The organism is Streptomyces sp. P9-A2 (genome assembly GCF_036634175.1).
GTDB lineage: Bacteria > Actinomycetota > Actinomycetes > Streptomycetales > Streptomycetaceae > Streptomyces > Streptomyces pratens.
Genome location: NZ_JAZIFX010000001.1, coordinates 4,257,732 through 4,274,950, shown reverse-complemented (window position 1 = coordinate 4,274,950; position 17,219 = coordinate 4,257,732). Strand labels below are relative to the sequence as shown.

Genomic DNA, 17,219 nt, shown 5'->3' with positions numbered 1-17,219 from the left:
AAAAGAGCGGACAACCACGATGAACAGCGGCGCCATCAGGTCGCCGCACCTCCAGCAGCACCACGAATCTGGGCAGGTCAGAGGGGACGAGGCAGTCCAAGCGCCGTCGCTTCCCAAGCTGAGAGCGCAAGTTCGATTCTCGTCACCTGCTCCACGACAAACCCCCAGGTCACAGACCCGGGGGTTCTTTGTTGTCCAGATCGAATCAGGCGCCCCGCGATGCCTTCGCACCACATCACGTCATTCGGCGCCCGAGGTGGCGCGTCAGAAGGTCAGCAAAGCCGGGCAGACCAGCCTTCGCGAGTCGGGCGACGGCGTCGGCACTCGTGACTGGTGGGTTGCGCTTCTCTCCGGCGAGCCTGACCACCGTCTCCACCACCTCATGCGGAAACTCGCGACAGAGCCCGCACAGGTAAGAATCCGGCTCGATCACCCGCACTCCACGCGCAGCCAACTCACCGGCAGGGAAGTCGGCAAGGTTCCACGTGATCAACGCGTCGGCCCCGGCGGCCACGGCGGCCACGGCTGCCGCCGCATGGTGCCGGTCGTCAGGGTCATCGCCCGGCATCTCATCCACAAGGTGCCTGTAGGCCGCCGCCTCGATCTCACAGTCGGCGAAGAAACGTCGGACGGCTTGCGCAACCGCGGCAGCCGACTCCGCCGAACGCCGTCCCTCCCGGACGATGACCCGCTCCCACTCCGCGAGCAGCCGTTCGGACCACACGATCTCGTGGATGAGGTCTTCGGTGAGGGCCAGCATCACGTCCATCACCGAGAACGGAAATAAGACGTTGGTGTCCACAAAGACCCGCGCTGCCACACTCCCCCTCTTCTCCTTGACGGCTACCGGCGGCACCCATGATCAGGGCAGATCGGCGCCCTCCAGGGCATCAGCGATCTGGCGCCGCCCCTCCCTGCGACGCTCACGCCGCTGCTGGAAAGCCAGCACGTCCGCCAGGCGGACCACGCGGTGGCTGCTGCCAGGCAGGTTCGTCGAGGGGATGTCGCCGGCATCGAGCAAGCGGACGACGAACGGCCGGGACAAGCCAAGAAGCTCAGCGGCCTCAGTGGGCGACAACTGCACCTCGGACGCCAGGACCGTAACCGCATGCCCGCGGGCCAACTCGCCGGCCGAGGCCAGGAGTACGCGGACCAGCTCCCCAGGCAGAGCCAGTTCCCGGCCGTCCGGAGTACGCACCAACAGCTCGACCGACTCTGGTGCCATCCGAGCAGTCGCGGCGAACGCGCCCTGGTGCGAAGGATCCGGTTCGATCTTCTCAGCACGGGCAAGAACGCTGGAACGAGCCATGACCGCCTCCCATCATTGCCCCGGCGAGGAATACATCTGAAATAACTGTAACCTGGTGGACCAGTACGGGCAACCGTCGAGAAGCCGAGCCCCCTGGCCGTGCGCAGGAGCGGCTTGCCCCCTTCCCGTCTCCGCTGCCACCGGTCCGACAAGGCCCTCGGTTCGGATCCATGAGCGGCGGCATGCCGAGCTCATGCCCCCAGGGCTGGACTTCCTGCCGAAGCACACCACCGCCGAGCACATACGACTTCCCTGCCGATCGACCTCCCTCCTGACGCCACACGGGCAGCCGTGCCAGTAGGGGCGGTGAACAGCGATCCGAGGTTCCCCCACTGAGTGGAGCGCCCCGAACCTCCGGGCCGGCGGCGTGCCCTTAACGTGCCCACAACACCGGTGAACCACGGTCAACAGCGGCGCTGTCCCGCGCTCCGGGACGCCGCACCAGAGTTGATACGCCCAGGTCGGAAGCCGTCCTGCTCCCCAAGCGCCGTCGCTTCCCAAGCTGAGGGCGCGAGTTCGGTTCTCGTCGCCCGCTCCACGCAGAAGGCCCAGGTCGGAGACCCGGGCCTTTTTGCTGTCCCCGGTCATCGGTTGTCGTGTGCCAGATCCACGCCAGAAGAATCGTCGCCCGTCTCCCTGGTCGTGACGGTCAAGCATTTGCGACGGTGACGTCCAACGCCGGCCCGCAGGCACACAGCGATCTCCCCGCGCCGTACGCCACCCAAGCGCCTCAGGCGGGCCAGGCGTCAACCATCACGAAGGAGACGACCGTCCCCCCGAAACGGCTTGGGCCGGAGTGCCAGGATGCGGCGAGGGAGTCGACCAGGAGCAGCCCGCGTCCGTGCGCGTCGTCGGCGTCCGGTCGACGGAGGCACACGCTCGCCGGGAATCCCGGGTTGTGCACCTCCACACGCAGCGAGGTCCCCTCCCGGAACCACTCGACCCGTACGACCCACGCCTCGTCCGACCGTCCGTGGAGGATCGCGTTGGTCACCAGTTCCGAGATCATCAGAACGCAGTCGTCGACCGAGCAGAGCGGACCGTACGGGGTGATGAACTTCCGGAACCAGCGTCGGGCCCGGGGGGCGGACTCCGGAATCGGATGCAAGGTCATCGCCCCGAGCCGCGGTGATTCCTCGCAGGGATAACGGTCGATCATGCAGGTCATCCGCGCTCACTCCTTGCCACTGCCGTCGTGATCACAGCAGCGCTGGCTCCGGCCGTCGAAGCGTCTCGAGCGGCGCCACAGAATTCGATGACGGCACCGCCGCCCCTGCTGTCGAGAAGGGGCCGATGCCGAACGACGACAGACGGGCACCCCCGCGTCCACAGAGACCGAAGCGCGACCTCTCTAGACATCCCCAGAATCTGCCACATCTCTAGAGATGTCAACCGGGACGCCCGCGAGCAGGAATCACGGGCGGTTACGCGCAGCGAGCGAGCCCCCGACCTATGGCCTAAGGTGTCTAGAGAAGCGAGGAGGGTTCCGGAATGGCGACTACCGACGACGACCGTCGGCCCAAGTACCAGCGGATCGCGGACTCCCTGCGCGAGGCGATCCAGTCGGGCGACTACGGTCCCGGTGATCGGCTTCCGGGCGAGAACGACCTCATGACCACGTACGGCGTGGCCCGCATGACAGCCCGACAGGCCCTGAGCGTCCTCCGGGACGAAGGCGTCGCCGAAGCCCGCAAGGGCGCCGGCGTGTTCGTCCGGGCCTTCCGCCCGATCCGACGCCGAAGCATCGAGCGACTGGCCCGCGACCAGTGGGGCAACGGCCGGTCCATCTGGTCGGCGGACGTCGAGAACCGGGCACTTGAGGTCGACCGGATCACCGTGTCCGAGGAGACGGCGCCCGACCGCATCAACGCGGTCCTGAACCTGACCGACGACGGGACGACATGCGTGAGGCGCCGGCGCTTCGTCCTGGACGGCAAGCCGGTCCTGCTCGCGACGAGTTACCTCCCCATGGCCCTGGTCGCCGGTTCTGCGATCACCCAGGAGGACACCGGGCCGGGCGGAACCTACGCAAGGCTCGCCGACCTCGGATACGAACCGGTGCACTTCCGCGAAGAGATCCGCTCACGCATGCCGTCGAAGGACGAGGCGGCACAGCTGGCCATGTCCGCGGGCACTCCGGTCATCCTCATCTGCCGCACCGCATTCACGGACAAGGGCCACCCCGTCGAGGTCAACGAGATGACACTGGACGCCGCCTCGTACGTCCTGGAGTACGACTTCGACGCGAGCCCGAGAACCACCCCAATCAACAACTGAGTTACAACCTTCTTCACAGGTTCAAGCACCCGTCGTCGCTTCGCTCCTCCGGGCGGGAGCGGGCGTCCGTCGGCGCCCGCGCTCATGTCTCCGCCCCGCTCGGCACCGCCAGCCGCCCGCTCCCGGCCAAAGTCGCTACGCCGACCGCGTGTCCACGGCGCAGGCCATGACACGACCGCAGTCGGCCATTCCTGCGCGTACGCGGCTGGCCAGCCCAGTAAACCTCAGCGACCGTCGCGCCCGTAGTTTCATAGGAAATCCCTGGTCATGGACGACCCAGCACGGCTACAGTCAGCGCCCTCACTCTCACAGCCCTTGGGGGAACATCCATGTACGTCCGCGCACTGCGGCCTATGCCGGCACTCGGCATTGTGTTTTCCGGGGTTCTGATGGCCTCCGGGTGCTCCGCAGGGCCAGCTGCAGGACCAGACTCGGTGGGACCGCGGGCGACCGCATCGGCCAAGGCCGCCGTAGCGCCTCTGACGCGGGCACAGTTGCGGGCACTCACCTTCAAGGAGGGCGAGGTTGCGGGGGCGCACGAGGACGGGATTCCGGTGCAGGACCCTAAGCCGAAAGAGGAACAGCGCTCTTTCCCGCCGGTGTCCGACCCCGCTTGCCAGACCACGCGCGATATCCGCAACGGAGAGCGCGCGTCCACCGTCGTCTTTCAGGTCTTCAACTGGAAGGGTGACATCTGGGGTGGCGGCTCGACGCTTGCCGCCTACGAAGACGGGAAAGCCCAGCAGGCCTTCACACAGCTCAAGCAGGCACTCGACTCCTGCCGCTCGTATGAAGGCACGGGCTGGGTCGGGAAGTTCAAGTCCACGCTGACGATGGAACAGGCCCCAGACGTTGGGAACGAAGCCGTGCGATTCCGGGAGACCATCCCCATGGGCCCTGAGCACTCCGAGGAGCGCAACGAGCAGTTCACCGTGGTGCGGGCCGGGAACACGATCGTGACGTTCCACAAGCTGAACGTCGATGGCAGCGCGTCCTTCCCCGCCGATCTGGTCAACCGGCAGGTCGAGCGGTTGCAAAACGCACAACGCCCCTGAGGCTGGGCTCGCGTGCCAAGGCCCGGCCAAAGCATGGGTGAGCCAGGTGATCAGCGCTTTGGCCACTCGCTGGGCGTAGCCGCCCCTCTATGAGAACGAGACACCGGGCCGTCCTGGGGCTGTCCGAGGTGAGCCGACGCCAACCAACAACGACAGAAGCCCACGGCATCCGACCTGGTCAGAGCTGTGGGCTTCCTCAATCTCGCTATTCAGCGAGTCCCTTGATCAGTAGACCGGCTACTGACCGCAGTTGCCAGCGCTTGCCACGCCCATTGAGCTTTTTCAGCGCTGCCTCTCCAGTGTGAGGACGGCTTCGGCGACTGACGTCATGCGGTTGGGGCTGATCCGGGACCTTCGGAAGATCCGCCAGGACTTCAGCACAGTGCCATGCCCCGTTCGGCGGGCGCCCGGGACATGGCCAGTGCCCGGTTGACCGTCCGCTGTGTCGGGGACAGCTGCCCGCCGGGCGGCCGCCTGCGTCCGGTGGTGACTCAGGGGCCGGCGCCCTGGTAGGCACGGTCGGCCAGGACGGGGACGTCTTGGCGTTCGCAGGTTCGGATGATCCGGTGGGTGCGGGCCGCGGTCAGGTCGTCGTAGCGGTACGGGGTGTCGGTGGAGGGTGAGGCCGTCATGGGCGGCAGCCTCTCGCACGATTTCCGGTTTGCCCCGGTTCGACGCACCCGCGCACACCTCCCCCGCATGCCTGACGGAGTCACGGCCTACGGGCGCGGTCCCGTGGTGCGGCGCCGGTGCGGGCCTAGCGTGGCCGTATGCGCGTACTGGTCACCGGCGGCGCCGGGTTCATCGGGTCCCAGGTCGTCGCCGTGCTCCGGGAGCGCGGGCACGAGCCGCTCGTGTTCGACGTGCGGGAGGATCCCGGTGCCGACGTGCGGGACCCGGCAGCCGTCGGCCGTGCCCTGTCCGGTGTGGACGCCGTGTGCCACCAGGCCGCGATGGTCGGGCTCGGCGACGGGGTCGCCGACGCGGCGGAGTACGTCTCGCGCAACGACCTGGGCACCGCCGTGCTGCTCGCCGCCATGGCGGAGGCCGGCGTCGGACGTCTCGTGCTGGCCGGGTCGATGGTCGTCTACGGGGAGGGACGGTACGAGTGCCCGCGGCACGGAGTCGTACGGCCCGGGCCGCGTGCCGTCGCCGACCTCGAGGCGGGCCGGTTCGAGCCCACCTGCCCGGTGTGCGGGGACGACCTCTCCCCCGGGCTGGTCGGCGAGGACGCCCCGGCCGATCCCCGGAACGTGTACGCGGCGACCAAGCTCGCCCAGGAGCACCTGGCCGCCGCCTGGGCCCGCTGCACCGGCGGGTCGGCGGTGTCGCTGCGCTATCACAACGTGTACGGGCCCGGGATGCCCCGCGACACCCCGTACGCCGGTGTCGCCTCCTTCTTCCGCTCGGCGCTCGCCCGGGGTGAAGCACCGCGCGTGTTCGAGGACGGGCGGCAGCTGAGGGACTTCGTGCACGTCCGGGACGTGGCGGCGGCCGACGCGGTGGCGCTGGAGGCGGCGGCCGCCGGGGGTGTGCTCACGGTGTACAACACCGGCAGCGGTGAACCGCACACCGTCGGCGAGATGGCGCGGGCGCTGGCCCTCGCGTACGGCGGGCCCGAGCCGGTCGTCACCGGCGAGTACCGGCTCGGGGACGTACGGCACATCACCGCGGACTCGTCGCGGCTGCGGGCCGGGCTGAGGTGGAAGCCGGAGGTCGGTTTCGAGGAGGGCATGGCGGAGTTCGCGCGGGCCGGAATGCGAGGGGCACAGGACCGCGCCGGGGCGCAGGACCGCGCCGGGGCATAGGACCGCGCCGTCGCCGGTGCGCGCCCGAGCGCCGCCCCGGCCTCGGACGTCCGCGTTTCGCGAGGAGCGAAAGCCCGGTATGCCCGATTCGCGTTTGTAGGGTGGCCCCGTGACGACGACTCCTTCGGACGTCGACGTGGTGCTGCCCTGCCTGAACGAGGCCGAGGCCCTTCCCTGGGTGCTCGAACGGATCCCGCCGGGCTGGCGCGCCCTCGTCGTCGACAACGGTTCCACCGACGGCTCGGCAGAGGTCGCCCGCGCGTACGGCGCGACCGTCGTGCACGAGCCGCGCCGGGGCTTCGGCGCGGCCTGCCACGCCGGACTGACCGCCGCCACCGCCGACGTGGTGTGCTTCTGCGACGGCGACGCCTCCCTCGACCCGTCGCTCCTCGTCCCCTTCGTCCGCGAAGTCCAAGGCGGCGAGGCCGACCTGGTGCTCGGCCGACGGCGTCCGCGGGGCCGGGGCGCGTGGCCCGCGCACGCCCGCGCCGGCAACCTCGCGCTCGCACGGATGCTGCGCCGCCGCACCGGACTGCGCCTGCACGACCTCGGTCCCCTGCGCGCCGCCCGCCGCGCACCCCTGCTCGCCCTCGGCCTCACCGACCGGCGCAGCGGCTATCCGCTCCAGATGGTCGTCCGCGCGGCCGACGCCGGCTGGCGGATCACCGAGCACGACGTGCCGTACCTGCCGCGCACCGGGGCGTCGAAGGTGACGGGCACCTGGCGCGGCACCTGGCAGGCCGTGCGGGACATGGGTCGTGTGTTGAACGAACCCCCCGTGCACGGGGGAGGAACCGTCCGTTGACCACGCTCCTCGTCATCGCCAAGGAGCCGCGGGCGGGCCGGGTCAAGACCCGGCTCACCCCGCCGTTCACGCCCGGTCAGGCGGCGGAGCTGGCCGAGGCGGCCCTCGCGGACACCCTGCACGCCGTGGCGGCCACGCCCGCCTCCCGGCGCGTCCTCGTCCTCGACGGCGCCCCCGGCCCCTGGCTGCCGCCCGGCTTCGACGTCGTGCCGCAGTGCGCGGGCGGGCTGGACGAGCGGCTGGCGGACGCCTTCGCGCGCTGCGACGGCCCGGCCCTGCTCATCGGCATGGACACCCCGCAGGTGACGCCGGAACTGCTCACCGTGGACTTCACCGACTGCGACGCCCACTTCGGCCCGGCCGAGGACGGCGGTTTCTGGGCCCTCGGTCTGGCGCGCCCCGATCCCGCCCTGCTGCGGGGCGTGCCCATGTCGACCCCGGGCACGGGAGCGGCCCAACGGAACCGGCTCCTCACCGCCGGCCTGCGGGTGCGCGACCTGCCGCCCCTGCGCGACGTCGACACCGCCGCCGACGCCCACGCCGTCGCCGCCCTTGCCCCGCACGGCCGCTTCGCCGCACGGCTGGCCCGGTGCACGGGGGTCGCGGGGCCGGATGCGCGGCCGGTCACGGGAGTCGACTCGTCACCGGGCACAAGGGGCGGCTCGCCGCCAGGCACGGAGCCGGACTCCGGGCCGGACTCTCCACCGAACGGCCGACCGAACTCCCCACCGGGCCCCTGACCCGTCGCGGAACCGGATCCGCCCACGGCCGCACCCCGATGAGCACCCCGCCCCCTGCCGTCCGCCGTCCGCCGGCCGGTCAGTGGACGGTCGGCGGACGGTGCTTCGCCGCCCTGCGCAGCCGCCGCAGCCGCCGCAACCGCAGCGCCAACAGCAGTGCCGAGCCGCCGAAGAGGACGGCGGTGATCAGCAGCCAGCGGGCGGGGAACACGTCCGCCGGCAGCCCGGTGCCGAGCCGGTAGCGCCGTTCCACCCTCCCGCTGATCAGCGGGAACCACACCAGGAGGAGCAGCCCGGAGAGGGCCGCCGGTACGCGTACGTACAGCACCCACTCCCGGCGCCGGATCGCGCCGAGCCCCCGTACGGCCGCCCGGTCCGCGGCCGTGTACAAGGGCAGCAGCACGAGGTCGTGCAGCAGCGCCGCCCCCACGAACCACAGCGCCACGCCGAACCAGTCGTCCGCGAGCAGCCGTACACCCGCGTAGGCGGCGAGCGCGAACGAGCAGACCAGCAGCAGGAGTTGCAGGGGGCTGCCGATCGGAACGCGCGGAAGCCGCAGAGGCCGGGGAAGCCGCCGAAGCCGTGGCCGAAGCCGTGGAGGCATCACAGGTCTCCGAACGTCATCCGGGCCACCCACTTGGTGTTGAGCACACCGGGCGCGGCGGGCACGATGATCCGTGCCGGGTGGCCGTGGTCGGGGGACAGCTCCTCGCCGTTGACGTACAGGGCGAGCAGGGAACGCGGGTCGGCCACCTGGTTGGCGCGCAGGGCGGCTTCCCGGAAGGCGCCGCTCCGCTGGAGGGACTCGACGAACACGTCCGGCGGGTCGTCGTCGTACCCGACGAGCGCCGCGAGGTCGCGCAGTCGCACCCCGCGCCACCACTGGTTCGACGTCGACCAGCCCTCCACGCAGGCGATGGGCAACGCCGCGCTGTGCAGGGGGAGCCGGAGCAGCTCGTCCCGGCGGAGGCGGACGGTGCCCGCGCGCCCCGTGACGGTGAGCCGCCACGCGTCCTCGCCCGTCTCCGCCGCGTCGATCCCGGCGTACGCGGCGGTCTTGTTGATCTGGAAGCCGTTCGGGCCACTGCCGGGATCGCCGCCGCCGCGCGGTGCCAGGAGGGCGGTGCGCCGCAGCGGACCGTCGAAGTTCTGCCCCACCGTGGTGGCGAACAGCAGCAGCGAGCCGCCCCCGACGAACCACAGGGCGCCCCGCCGGGAGAAGGTCGGCTCGGCGGGGCGCGGAGTCACCAGGTCGTTCCGCTCCTCCCGCAGGTGTCGCAGATTGCGCAGCACCGTGGGCATCCGCAGCAGCACATGGGCGACGAACGCGGCGAAGAACACCCATGCCCCGTAGAAGTGCAGCGGGTAGAAGGAGCCGGGGAAGACGTAGTCGAGCTGGATGTTGAGCACACCGGTCACGAACTGGAACAGTGCGCCGCCCACCAGGAGCAGCAGCGAGATCCGCTCCAGGGCGTGCGCGAGCGAGCGGGCCGGCGGCAGCGCGAACAGCCTCGGCACCACGGACCACAGCTTGGCGAGCAGGACAGGGATCAGGGTGATGCCGAGGGTGACGTGGACGCCCTGGTTGAGCCGGTACAGCCAGTGCGGGTCCGTCGGCCAGGCGAAGAGGTAGAAGCCGAGGATCCCCTTGTCCGGTGTCTTGTCGTTCACCGGCGACAGGTCGGGGTTGTAAGCGGCGTACGAGACCAGGCCCGTCACGAACAGCACGGTGATGCCGACGAGCAGGACGAGGCCCAGCACCGAGGTGAACCAGGGGCCGCGCAGGGGGCTGCGCCAGAAGCCGGGCGAGGAGGGAAGCCGTGGGGTGTCGGGGTCGGGGCCGGGGGCGCGCATGTCCCGACGGTAGGCCGGAACCACCCGGTCGAAGGTGCGCAGACCATGACGAAACGCCGACATCGGGCCCGGACGGCGGTCCGCGACCGGCCGCGCGGCCTAGCGTTCCGGTGTGAACCGCACCCCGCCCTCCGCCGAGCCCGGCGCAGCGCACTCCGGCGTGCCCCGCGGCCCGAGCCGTGACCTGTACGCCGCCGGGGCCGCCGTGCTGTTCGTGACGGCGGCCGTGCTGGTCGGCCGCCACATCCAGGGGACCAGCCGTACGCTGTTCGCCGACTGGCCCCCACTGCTGGCGTCCTGGGGCCCCCACCTCGGCCCCGGCACTCCGGCGGCCGTCCTGGTGGCGATCGCCACCGTGGCGTACGGCCCCGCCCTCGCGGCCCGTCTCCCCTGGCGGGCCCTGGTCCCCCTGACGTGGAGCACGTCCCTGGCGTGGACCTCCTCCCTCGCCCTGGTCGACGGCTGGCACCGGGGCATCGCCGTCCGGCTCACCACCCCCCACGAGTACCTCCAGGCCGTCGACCGCTTCCATGACATCCCGGCGGCGCTGCGGGACTTCACCCAGCACATCCTGCTCGGCTCCCCCGACCACTGGCCCGCCCACATCGCCGGCCACCCGCCCGCGGCCACGCTCACCTTCGTCCTGCTCGACCGGATCGGGCTGCGGGGCGGAGGCTGGGCCGGGGTGTGGTGCATCACCGTCGGGGCGACGGCCTGCGCGGCCGTACTGGTCACGATCCGCGCCCTGGCCGACGAGGCACTCGCGCGAAGGGCGGCGCCCTTCCTCGTCCTGGCCCCGGCCGCCGTGTGGATGGGCACCTCGGCCGACGCGTACTTCGCGGCGGTGGCGGCGTGGGCGGTGGCGCTGCTCGCCCTGGCGGTCACCGGACGGTCCCTGTGGTGGGCGGGGGCGTCCGGGCTGCTGTTCGGCCTGACCTGCTACCTGTCGTACGGCCTCACGCTCGTCGCACTGATCGCGGCGGCGGTCATGGTCCTCGGCCGGCACGGGATCCGGGGGCGCCCCGCCCTGCTGGTGCCCCTGCTCGCCGGACTGGCGGTGGTCCCGACGGCGTTCGCACTCGCCGGGTTCAACTGGTGGGAGGCCTACCACCTGCTGGTCACGCGCTACCACCAGGGCGTGGGCGGCATCCGCCCCTACGGCTACTGGGTGTGGGCCAACCTCGCCTGCACGGTGCTCGTCACGGGCCTGGCGACGGCTGCGGGCCTGCGGCGGACCGGTGCGGTGCTCGTCCGCCGCCGCCACGACACCCCCGGCCGGGCGGCCGAGACCCGCCTCGCACTCCTCGTGTCCGCCGCCCTCCTCGCCCTGCTGGTCGCCGACCTGTCCGGCATGAGCAAGGCGGAGACGGAACGCGTCTGGCTGCCCTTCACCCTGTGGCTGCTCCCGGCCTGCGCGTTCCTCACCCTCCCCCGAGGTCCCGGCTCCTCCCCCAAGTTCTCGACTTTGCTCGAACAGGGGGGACCCCCACAAGCAGAGGGGACCCCCGTCCGCGCCTGGCTCACCGCCCAGGCACTGCTCGCCCTGCTCCTCAACCATCTGCTGCTCACCCGATGGTGACCGCTTCCGAGGAGGCAGCAGTCCGAGGCCATGAATGACGATCGACGTGACGGCCGGGCGCTTCCTGCCCCGCGCCCGAACGCGTCGCCGCGCACGCCCCGCCACGGCTGCCGGACCTGCTCTCCGTGGCCGGCCCGGTGCCCCCGCACGTCACCCACCTCTTCGAGCCCCACCCGCGCGGCACTCACGCGGCACTCACGCCCGCACCCACATGCGGGACGGGGAGGGAGGTTTCCACCGGCCGGCGGCACCGCTGCCGGCCCGGCAGGTCAGCGCCACCCCCGCCAAGGGCCTGTGCGACCTCGAAGCGGGACTCGTGGCAGAGGTCGGGAGGACGGCGGCGCACGACGAAGGATTCACGCAACGGATCCGGGAACGCCGGGCAGCGGACCCGGAAGTCAGTGAGAAGCGCGTGTTCGGCGGGATGGCGTTCCTGTACCGGAGCACCATGGCTGCCGGCGTCACCGGCTACGGCCTCATGTCAGGGTCGACGCCGCAGTCGCGAAGGCCGACACGCTCGGCGCACGGCTCGACGAGGGCACGGGTGCCCTTGTGACGCCGACCCCGGCCTCACTCGGGCGGCGCGCAGCCGACAACCTGGTGCGACACGATTCAGATCGGTTCTGGTTGCGGTTCCGCTTGTCGCGTCGGCGTGGCTCTCGGTTCCCACGCCGTGGTGGTCCGTACGTAGCCGTAGACCACTGAGGTCATCGCCAGCACGAGCAGGGGTCCGGACACCCACGGATGCTCGGCCATCTTCAACGGCAGGAAGCGGTAGGACACCAACAGCGCGGCGAAGACCGTTGCTCCGTAAGCGACCAGCCGGATCCCTGATCGATCCCAGCCGCGGTCGAACGACCGCAGAGCCGCCTCGATCGTGAGCACGAACACCACGCCGGAAAGGAGATCCACGCCGTAGTGGTAGCCGAATCCCAGCGTTGCGGTGAGCGTGGCGATCAGCCAGAACGTGCCTGCGTACCGCAGAACGCGTGGGCCCTTCCGGGAATGGATGAAGAGCGCGACAGCCCACGCCGTGTGCAGGCTGGGCATGCAGTTCCGTGGGGTGATCCCGTCGAAGGGCATGGGGTGCGGGGTACTGATCGGCGGCGGCGTCCGCGGCCACAGGTCGGCCACCGCCCAGTGCTCGCTGGACGGAATGTCCGGCGACCACAGGCTGACCGTCGCCCAGTACTCGGTGCCGGTGCCGTAGGCGAAGAGCGGTCCGACCACCGGGAAGATCATGTAGAAGGCCGGCCCGAGAAGGCCGATCACCAGAAAGGTGCGCACCAGGTGATGGCCCGGGAAGCGGCGCTCGACCGCCACGCCGCGCAGTTGATACAGCGCGACGATGACCGCGGCCACCGCGAGCTGACCGTAGACGACGTCGAGGACGTTGAAGCCGATGGGGCCGGTGGCGGTGACGACCCGGCCCACCAGCCACGACGGATCACCCAGCGCGTGATCGGCTGTCGCCACGTACTGGTCGAGCACCGTCGGGCGGGTCTTCGAGGTGATGAGCAGCCAGGTGTCGCCGGTCTTGCGGCCGGCCACCAGCAGCAGGCCCAGCCCGACGCCCTTCAGCAGCAGGACACGTTCCCGGCCGGTGCGGCGAGTGACCGCGATGACCGCGTGGCCCAGGATCACCCACAACGCGCCGTTGCCGAAGGGGTGGCCGTCGGTCGTCTCGGCGTCCACCGCCCACCGGACCAGCGAGAAGGCGATATCGATACCGATCGCCGTACCCACCGCGATGAACCGTTGCCGCCAGGTGAGGACCACCATCATCAACGCCATGGCGGCGTACAGCAGGCCGCCCGACTTGGGGGCGAATATCAGCTCTCGCACCTGGTTGGCGATCGGCCCCTGCAGGCCGTGGCGACGCGCGGCGAACTCCAGCGCAATGAGGAATCCGAGGGCCGCGACACCCGCCACGGCCCAGAGTCTCGCGCGTGGTCGACGCCCCACGGAGAACGCGGTCCTTCGGTTTATTCGCGGAAAGTCCCGCGGTGGTATGTATCTCAACTCTTGGCCACTTTGTTAGATTTTGGTCATGTCAGGGCGGGTTTCGCTCGTCATCTTCCGACCGGAACCGCTTTCCCCCTACGAAGAACTGCCCTTCGAAGCAGGACGGAAAGAGCACAGCCCGGGTTGCGACGGGTCCGTCGCCGTCCCGCACGTCACCCCCCGGCTCCGGTGCGGGACATCGTCATGTCCCGCAGCGTCACCACACGGTCGGACTGGTCGTAGTCGGCGACGACATCCGAGCCCGCGCCGAACTCCGGGAGGCCGGACACGTCCGTGGCGGACGCGTCGACGACCGTGTCGACGCCGTCGTGGGTCGTCCACAGGTGACCGCGCCCGTACGCGTAGCGGAGGAACCCGGAGGGCCCCGCGCTCAGCAGGCCCGTCCTGGGAAACATGGCCGTGGCAGCGGGGAGAACCACCTCTCCCGCGACCGTTTCACCGTGCGCGGTACCGACCGTCAGCAGGCTGAGGCCCATGGCGAGCGTGAGAGAAACGGCGGCGCCGCGTACGAGCGCACGTCTGGCCATGCGGGTCCTCTCCGGGAATGGCGGGCGAAAGCTTGGGGGGCTTGTGCGACGCGCCGTTGAGCCGCAGGTCACGAACCTGCGACGGGCGACATTCGTCCCCCCGGACAAGTGGCCGGATCGTAGCAGTTGTCCTATACATGACTCATGTGACCAAGAGTCCGGGCAGGGGTCGGCGTACTGGTCGCGCCCGCCGCCTACGGCCCGCCGTGGAAGAAGCCGGACCTCAGGTCCCCGATGACGGCGTCGAGTGGATGCCCACTGACGATCAACGGTCCGCTCCAGGGCGCGCTGAGTGCGAAGAGCAACGCCAGGCTCAGCCCGACCACACTCGCGACACCCACGATGAGCAGTGACGTTCGCAGGCTGCTGCGGAAGACCAGTGCGCCGGAGTTCACGATCAAGGCCAGTCCGCTGACCACCAGCGTGACCACGTAGAGCGTGGGAACGTCGCGCGAGGCGGCCGCGACGCGGGCGCGACGACCACTGGTGACACCGTCCAGGGAAACCACCAGCTCCGTGCCTGTCGTGGTCCCCACCACGGGCCGGGCCGCCTCGGCACGCACGCTCCGTTCCAGCTGTGCGATCGCGCGGGCGGTGGCCGGGTCGTCACCGGACGCCGCTGCCGGACTCTTCCATTCCTTGGCACGCGTGGTCTGCAAGTAGTCCAGCAGCGCCGCATGGATCGGCTCCGACTGGACTCGCGGACTTGTCGCCGCCCATGCCAGGCGGGAGGCCGCAGCCGCCTCGTCGCTCACCAGCCCCTCTGCTGCGCGCAGGTAGCCGGCCTCGCTGGCCAGTGAGAGTGCCGCAAAGATCGCGAAGGCAGCGCCGAGTGTCGGCATCAGGGGTGTGGCGATCTGCGGCACCCGGTCCCGTTCCCCGACCGGTACGAGCGCCCGGACTCCGATCCGCGCCACGGCCGCGACCAGTAAGGCGAGCAAGAGCCCGCCCACAACCAGCACCACCGCCGGCAGCGAGGTCAGCCAGTCCACCACATCACCTGCAGCGCGTTCCCATGAGCACCTCACGGCGGCGACACGTCGGCCCCAGGACCTGGAGCTCCTCGTCGATCACATTCAATGAACGCCCCATGGTCACAGGTCGAAGGCCTTCGACGCTCGCGACGCCCGGCACGGTATCCCGCTTCGTCAGCCGAACAGCCGAGTACGGCCCAGTACGAGGCCGTACCGACAACGACCTCCGCGCCCGTCTCCCTGTTGAAGAGGCCGGCGCTCTGGGGATGCGGCACGAAGACGGGCCGCCCCGCCGCGCCCATCGCACCCTCCTGTGCGGTGGCACTGGCGATCCCGGTCCCCCGTTACCTTTTTCGTGGCCCCGCAATGGGGCGCCTGGCCCCCGGGTCCGGTATGGCTCGCCCGCCAGGCTGAAGAGACTCGGCCGGGCCCGCTGCGAGGCCCTGCTCAGGGCACACGGCTCGCGCAAGGCCCACCACCTGAGCGGGGAGATCTTCGACGCGCTGGCCGAGCAGACCCTGGTGGTTCCCGGCACCGAGGCGTCCGCGCTGATCGTGCCCGGGCTGGCCGGCCAGCTCGCCGCCGCCCACACCCAGCGCAGCCAGGCCGAGCAGGAGATCGCCGCCCTGCTGGAGGCCCTCCCTCTTTTCCACCTCCTGACGTCCCTGCCCGGCCTGGGCGTCAGGACCACGGCCGCGGTGATCGTGGCGATCGGTGACGGCACCGGCTTCCCCACCGCCGGACACCTCGCCTCCTACGCCGGACTCGCCCCGGCCACGAAGTCCTCGGGCACCTCGATCCGCGGCGAGCACGCGCCCCACCGCGGCAACCGGCTCCTCAAACGTGCCCTGTTCCAGGCCGCGTTCGCCGCGATCGGCTGCAAGAGCGACCCGTCCTCCCGGATCTACTACGACCGTCAGCGAGCACGCGGCAGGACCCACACCCAGGCGATCCTCCGGTTGGCCCGGCAACGCGTGAACGTCATCCACGCGATGATCCGCACCGGCGCCCTCTACGAGCCCCGCACCCCCGACGGCGTCGGCCTCGCCGCCTGACGACTCCACCGCTGCTGCCCTCCAGGCCCCATCACGCCCACGCACCGGCACGGCCACTTCAGCCCTGCCGGCCGCCGGGCTGCCCATCAGGCACCCGATCCGCCGGGAACGTCCCGCTTCGCGGGCCGCTCCCGAAAACCGTTGCCAACTCCCATGAACCGACCCTGGCGGGGTTGACGAAACAGATAGGGGCACCCCCCCCCACTCCGTGACAGAGCACCGAACCCGCCACGATCGGACGAGCGCCCCCGCTTCCCGAGCCGAGGGCGCGAGTTCGGTGCTCGTCACCCGCTCCCTACCGAAGGCACAGGTCAGAAACCTGGGCCTTGTTGTTGCGCCCGGGTGCTTCGCCCGTACTTCCTGAACTTCGCATACGGCGCCGGCTTCGCCCACCCCAGTCCCGACCGATCGGAGGGCCGCTTCAGCTGGGAGGCCGCCCGAGGACGCGCATCACCGTCTCGGTTCCCGTCTCAGTTCCCGTCTCATTCAGCCTTGTTCGCGGCCGTTCAGTCGAGATCCGGAGCCGTCACCGCGCGGACAGCGAGCCGCCCCTGCATGCAGAGGGAGCGCCATTCACCCGTCGCCGACAAGACCGGCGGCTCCTACGGCACCGACAAGAACGCGGGCATTGCCTGGACGGAAGACGACACCCTGATGGGGGGGCGGCCTCTGTGCCGACCGCCCCCTCCACCCGAGCCGTCAGGGATTTTCGATGGTGATGAAGGGGTCCCACTGGAAGTACCCCTTCAATTGCCGATGGCGGTCCAGGATCTGGAAGGAGAAGTGGTACACGACTTTGCCGGTCCTTTTGACCGTCGTCCGCCAGTAATGATCCTGGTAGTTCTGCGTCACGAATTCCGGCCTGCCCTCGGTTCCCTCCTTCGGCATCGGATAGACGCCGTCGATCACCTCGATCTCCGGCGTCCTGATGAGCACGTGCTCGCTGTCGCTGCTCACGTACCGGTACAGGAGTGCCTTGTGGTCGGTGTCGAGCGACAGCGTCGTCTCCCGCCACTTGACGCTGTCCCCGGGTTCGGCCCGGAGGTTCAGCTCGGCGCCCGACGTGCCGATGATGTGGTCCTGGCGCGTCGTCATGTAGATCAGGCTTTCGTCGACGTAGGTCGGCGCGTCGGGGTTCTTCGACGCGTCGGGGTACCGCTCGACGATCGTGGCCGCGTCGAATGCGATCAGTACGTTGAGATCAGCCATTT

General features: G+C 70.4%; 15 protein-coding genes and 2 pseudogenes. 7 read left to right on the top strand and 10 right to left on the bottom strand.

Annotation, left to right across the window (positions count from 1 at the left end):
* Positions 1-235: 235 nt before the first annotated feature.
* From V4Y04_RS19440 to V4Y04_RS19430, 3 genes are all read right to left on the bottom strand, one after another.
* Positions 236-820: a PIN domain-containing protein gene (locus V4Y04_RS19440; protein ID WP_332429465.1), complete on the bottom strand. Its 585-nt coding sequence runs from the start codon at positions 818-820 to the stop codon at positions 236-238.
* Between the two features lie 42 nt (positions 821-862).
* The gene (locus tag V4Y04_RS19435; protein WP_332429464.1) at positions 863-1,309 is read right to left on the bottom strand and encodes a helix-turn-helix domain-containing protein; all 447 of its coding nucleotides are present in this window, start codon (positions 1,307-1,309) and stop codon (positions 863-865) included.
* Between the two features lie 730 nt (positions 1,310-2,039).
* Positions 2,040-2,477 (bottom strand): ATP-binding protein, encoded by a 438-nt coding sequence (locus V4Y04_RS19430; RefSeq protein ID WP_332429463.1) that lies wholly within the window; start codon positions 2,475-2,477, stop codon positions 2,040-2,042.
* 323 nt (positions 2,478-2,800) lie between these two features.
* On the opposite strand from V4Y04_RS19430, the gene V4Y04_RS19425 reads away from it, so the two are divergent.
* Positions 2,801-3,586 (top strand): GntR family transcriptional regulator, encoded by a 786-nt coding sequence (locus tag V4Y04_RS19425; RefSeq protein ID WP_332429462.1) that lies wholly within the window; start codon positions 2,801-2,803, stop codon positions 3,584-3,586.
* A 434-nt stretch (positions 3,587-4,020) separates the two neighbouring features.
* A complete protein-coding gene (locus V4Y04_RS19420; protein WP_332429461.1) occupies positions 4,021-4,641 on the top strand; it encodes a hypothetical protein in 621 nt (206 codons plus the stop codon).
* A 282-nt stretch (positions 4,642-4,923) separates the two neighbouring features.
* On the opposite strand, the pseudogene V4Y04_RS19415 reads toward V4Y04_RS19420, so the two are convergent.
* Positions 4,924-5,246: pseudogene (locus tag V4Y04_RS19415) on the bottom strand (transposase family protein); the annotation flags it as partial.
* A gap of 165 nt (positions 5,247-5,411) precedes the next feature.
* On the opposite strand from V4Y04_RS19415, the gene V4Y04_RS19410 reads away from it, so the two are divergent.
* The 3 genes from V4Y04_RS19410 to V4Y04_RS19400 all read left to right on the top strand — a co-directional run bounded on the left by V4Y04_RS19410 (position 5,412) and on the right by V4Y04_RS19400 (position 7,994).
* Positions 5,412-6,449, top strand: coding sequence for an NAD-dependent epimerase/dehydratase family protein (locus V4Y04_RS19410; protein ID WP_332429460.1), 1,038 nt, complete (start codon positions 5,412-5,414; stop codon positions 6,447-6,449).
* Between the two features lie 109 nt (positions 6,450-6,558).
* On the top strand, positions 6,559-7,254 hold the full coding sequence (locus tag V4Y04_RS19405) for a glycosyltransferase family 2 protein (protein ID WP_332429459.1): 696 nt from the start codon (positions 6,559-6,561) through the stop codon (positions 7,252-7,254).
* The gene (locus tag V4Y04_RS19400; protein ID WP_332429458.1) at positions 7,251-7,994 is read left to right on the top strand and encodes a TIGR04282 family arsenosugar biosynthesis glycosyltransferase; all 744 of its coding nucleotides are present in this window, start codon (positions 7,251-7,253) and stop codon (positions 7,992-7,994) included. Before V4Y04_RS19405 ends, V4Y04_RS19400 begins: the two co-directional genes overlap by 4 nt.
* Positions 7,995-8,073: 79 nt before the next feature.
* Here the strand turns inward: V4Y04_RS19400 and V4Y04_RS19395 are convergent, their stop codons facing one another.
* Both V4Y04_RS19395 and V4Y04_RS19390 read right to left on the bottom strand, forming a co-directional pair.
* Positions 8,074-8,598, bottom strand: a complete 525-nt coding sequence (locus tag V4Y04_RS19395; RefSeq protein ID WP_332429457.1) for a hypothetical protein — start codon at positions 8,596-8,598, stop codon at positions 8,074-8,076.
* A complete protein-coding gene (locus V4Y04_RS19390) occupies positions 8,598-9,848 on the bottom strand; it encodes a molybdopterin-dependent oxidoreductase (RefSeq protein WP_332429456.1) in 1,251 nt (416 codons plus the stop codon). Before V4Y04_RS19390 ends, V4Y04_RS19395 begins: the two co-directional genes overlap by 1 nt.
* Before the next feature lie 112 nt (positions 9,849-9,960).
* Here V4Y04_RS19390 and V4Y04_RS19385 point away from each other — a divergent pair, with 112 nt between their 5' ends.
* A complete protein-coding gene (locus tag V4Y04_RS19385) occupies positions 9,961-11,427 on the top strand; it encodes a hypothetical protein (protein WP_443080046.1) in 1,467 nt (488 codons plus the stop codon).
* A 612-nt stretch (positions 11,428-12,039) separates the two neighbouring features.
* On the opposite strand, the gene V4Y04_RS19380 is transcribed toward V4Y04_RS19385, so the two are convergent.
* The 3 genes from V4Y04_RS19380 to V4Y04_RS19370 form a co-directional block, all read right to left on the bottom strand.
* Positions 12,040-13,359, bottom strand: a complete 1,320-nt coding sequence (locus V4Y04_RS19380; RefSeq protein WP_332429455.1) for a phosphatase PAP2 family protein — start codon at positions 13,357-13,359, stop codon at positions 12,040-12,042.
* A gap of 245 nt (positions 13,360-13,604) precedes the next feature.
* Complete coding sequence (locus V4Y04_RS19375) at positions 13,605-13,979, bottom strand: hypothetical protein (RefSeq protein WP_332429454.1); 375 nt, start codon at positions 13,977-13,979, stop codon at positions 13,605-13,607.
* Between the two features lie 194 nt (positions 13,980-14,173).
* Positions 14,174-14,971, bottom strand: coding sequence for a bestrophin-like domain (locus tag V4Y04_RS19370; protein ID WP_332429453.1), 798 nt, complete (start codon positions 14,969-14,971; stop codon positions 14,174-14,176).
* A gap of 371 nt (positions 14,972-15,342) precedes the next feature.
* Between V4Y04_RS19370 and V4Y04_RS19365 the strand changes: the two are divergent.
* Positions 15,343-16,008: pseudogene (locus V4Y04_RS19365) on the top strand (transposase); the annotation flags it as partial.
* Positions 16,009-16,707: 699 nt separating this feature from the next.
* Here V4Y04_RS19365 and V4Y04_RS19360 read toward each other — a convergent pair.
* The gene (locus V4Y04_RS19360) at positions 16,708-17,217 is read right to left on the bottom strand and encodes an inclusion body family protein (RefSeq protein WP_332429452.1); all 510 of its coding nucleotides are present in this window, start codon (positions 17,215-17,217) and stop codon (positions 16,708-16,710) included.
* Between the last annotated feature and the right edge of the window lie 2 nt (positions 17,218-17,219).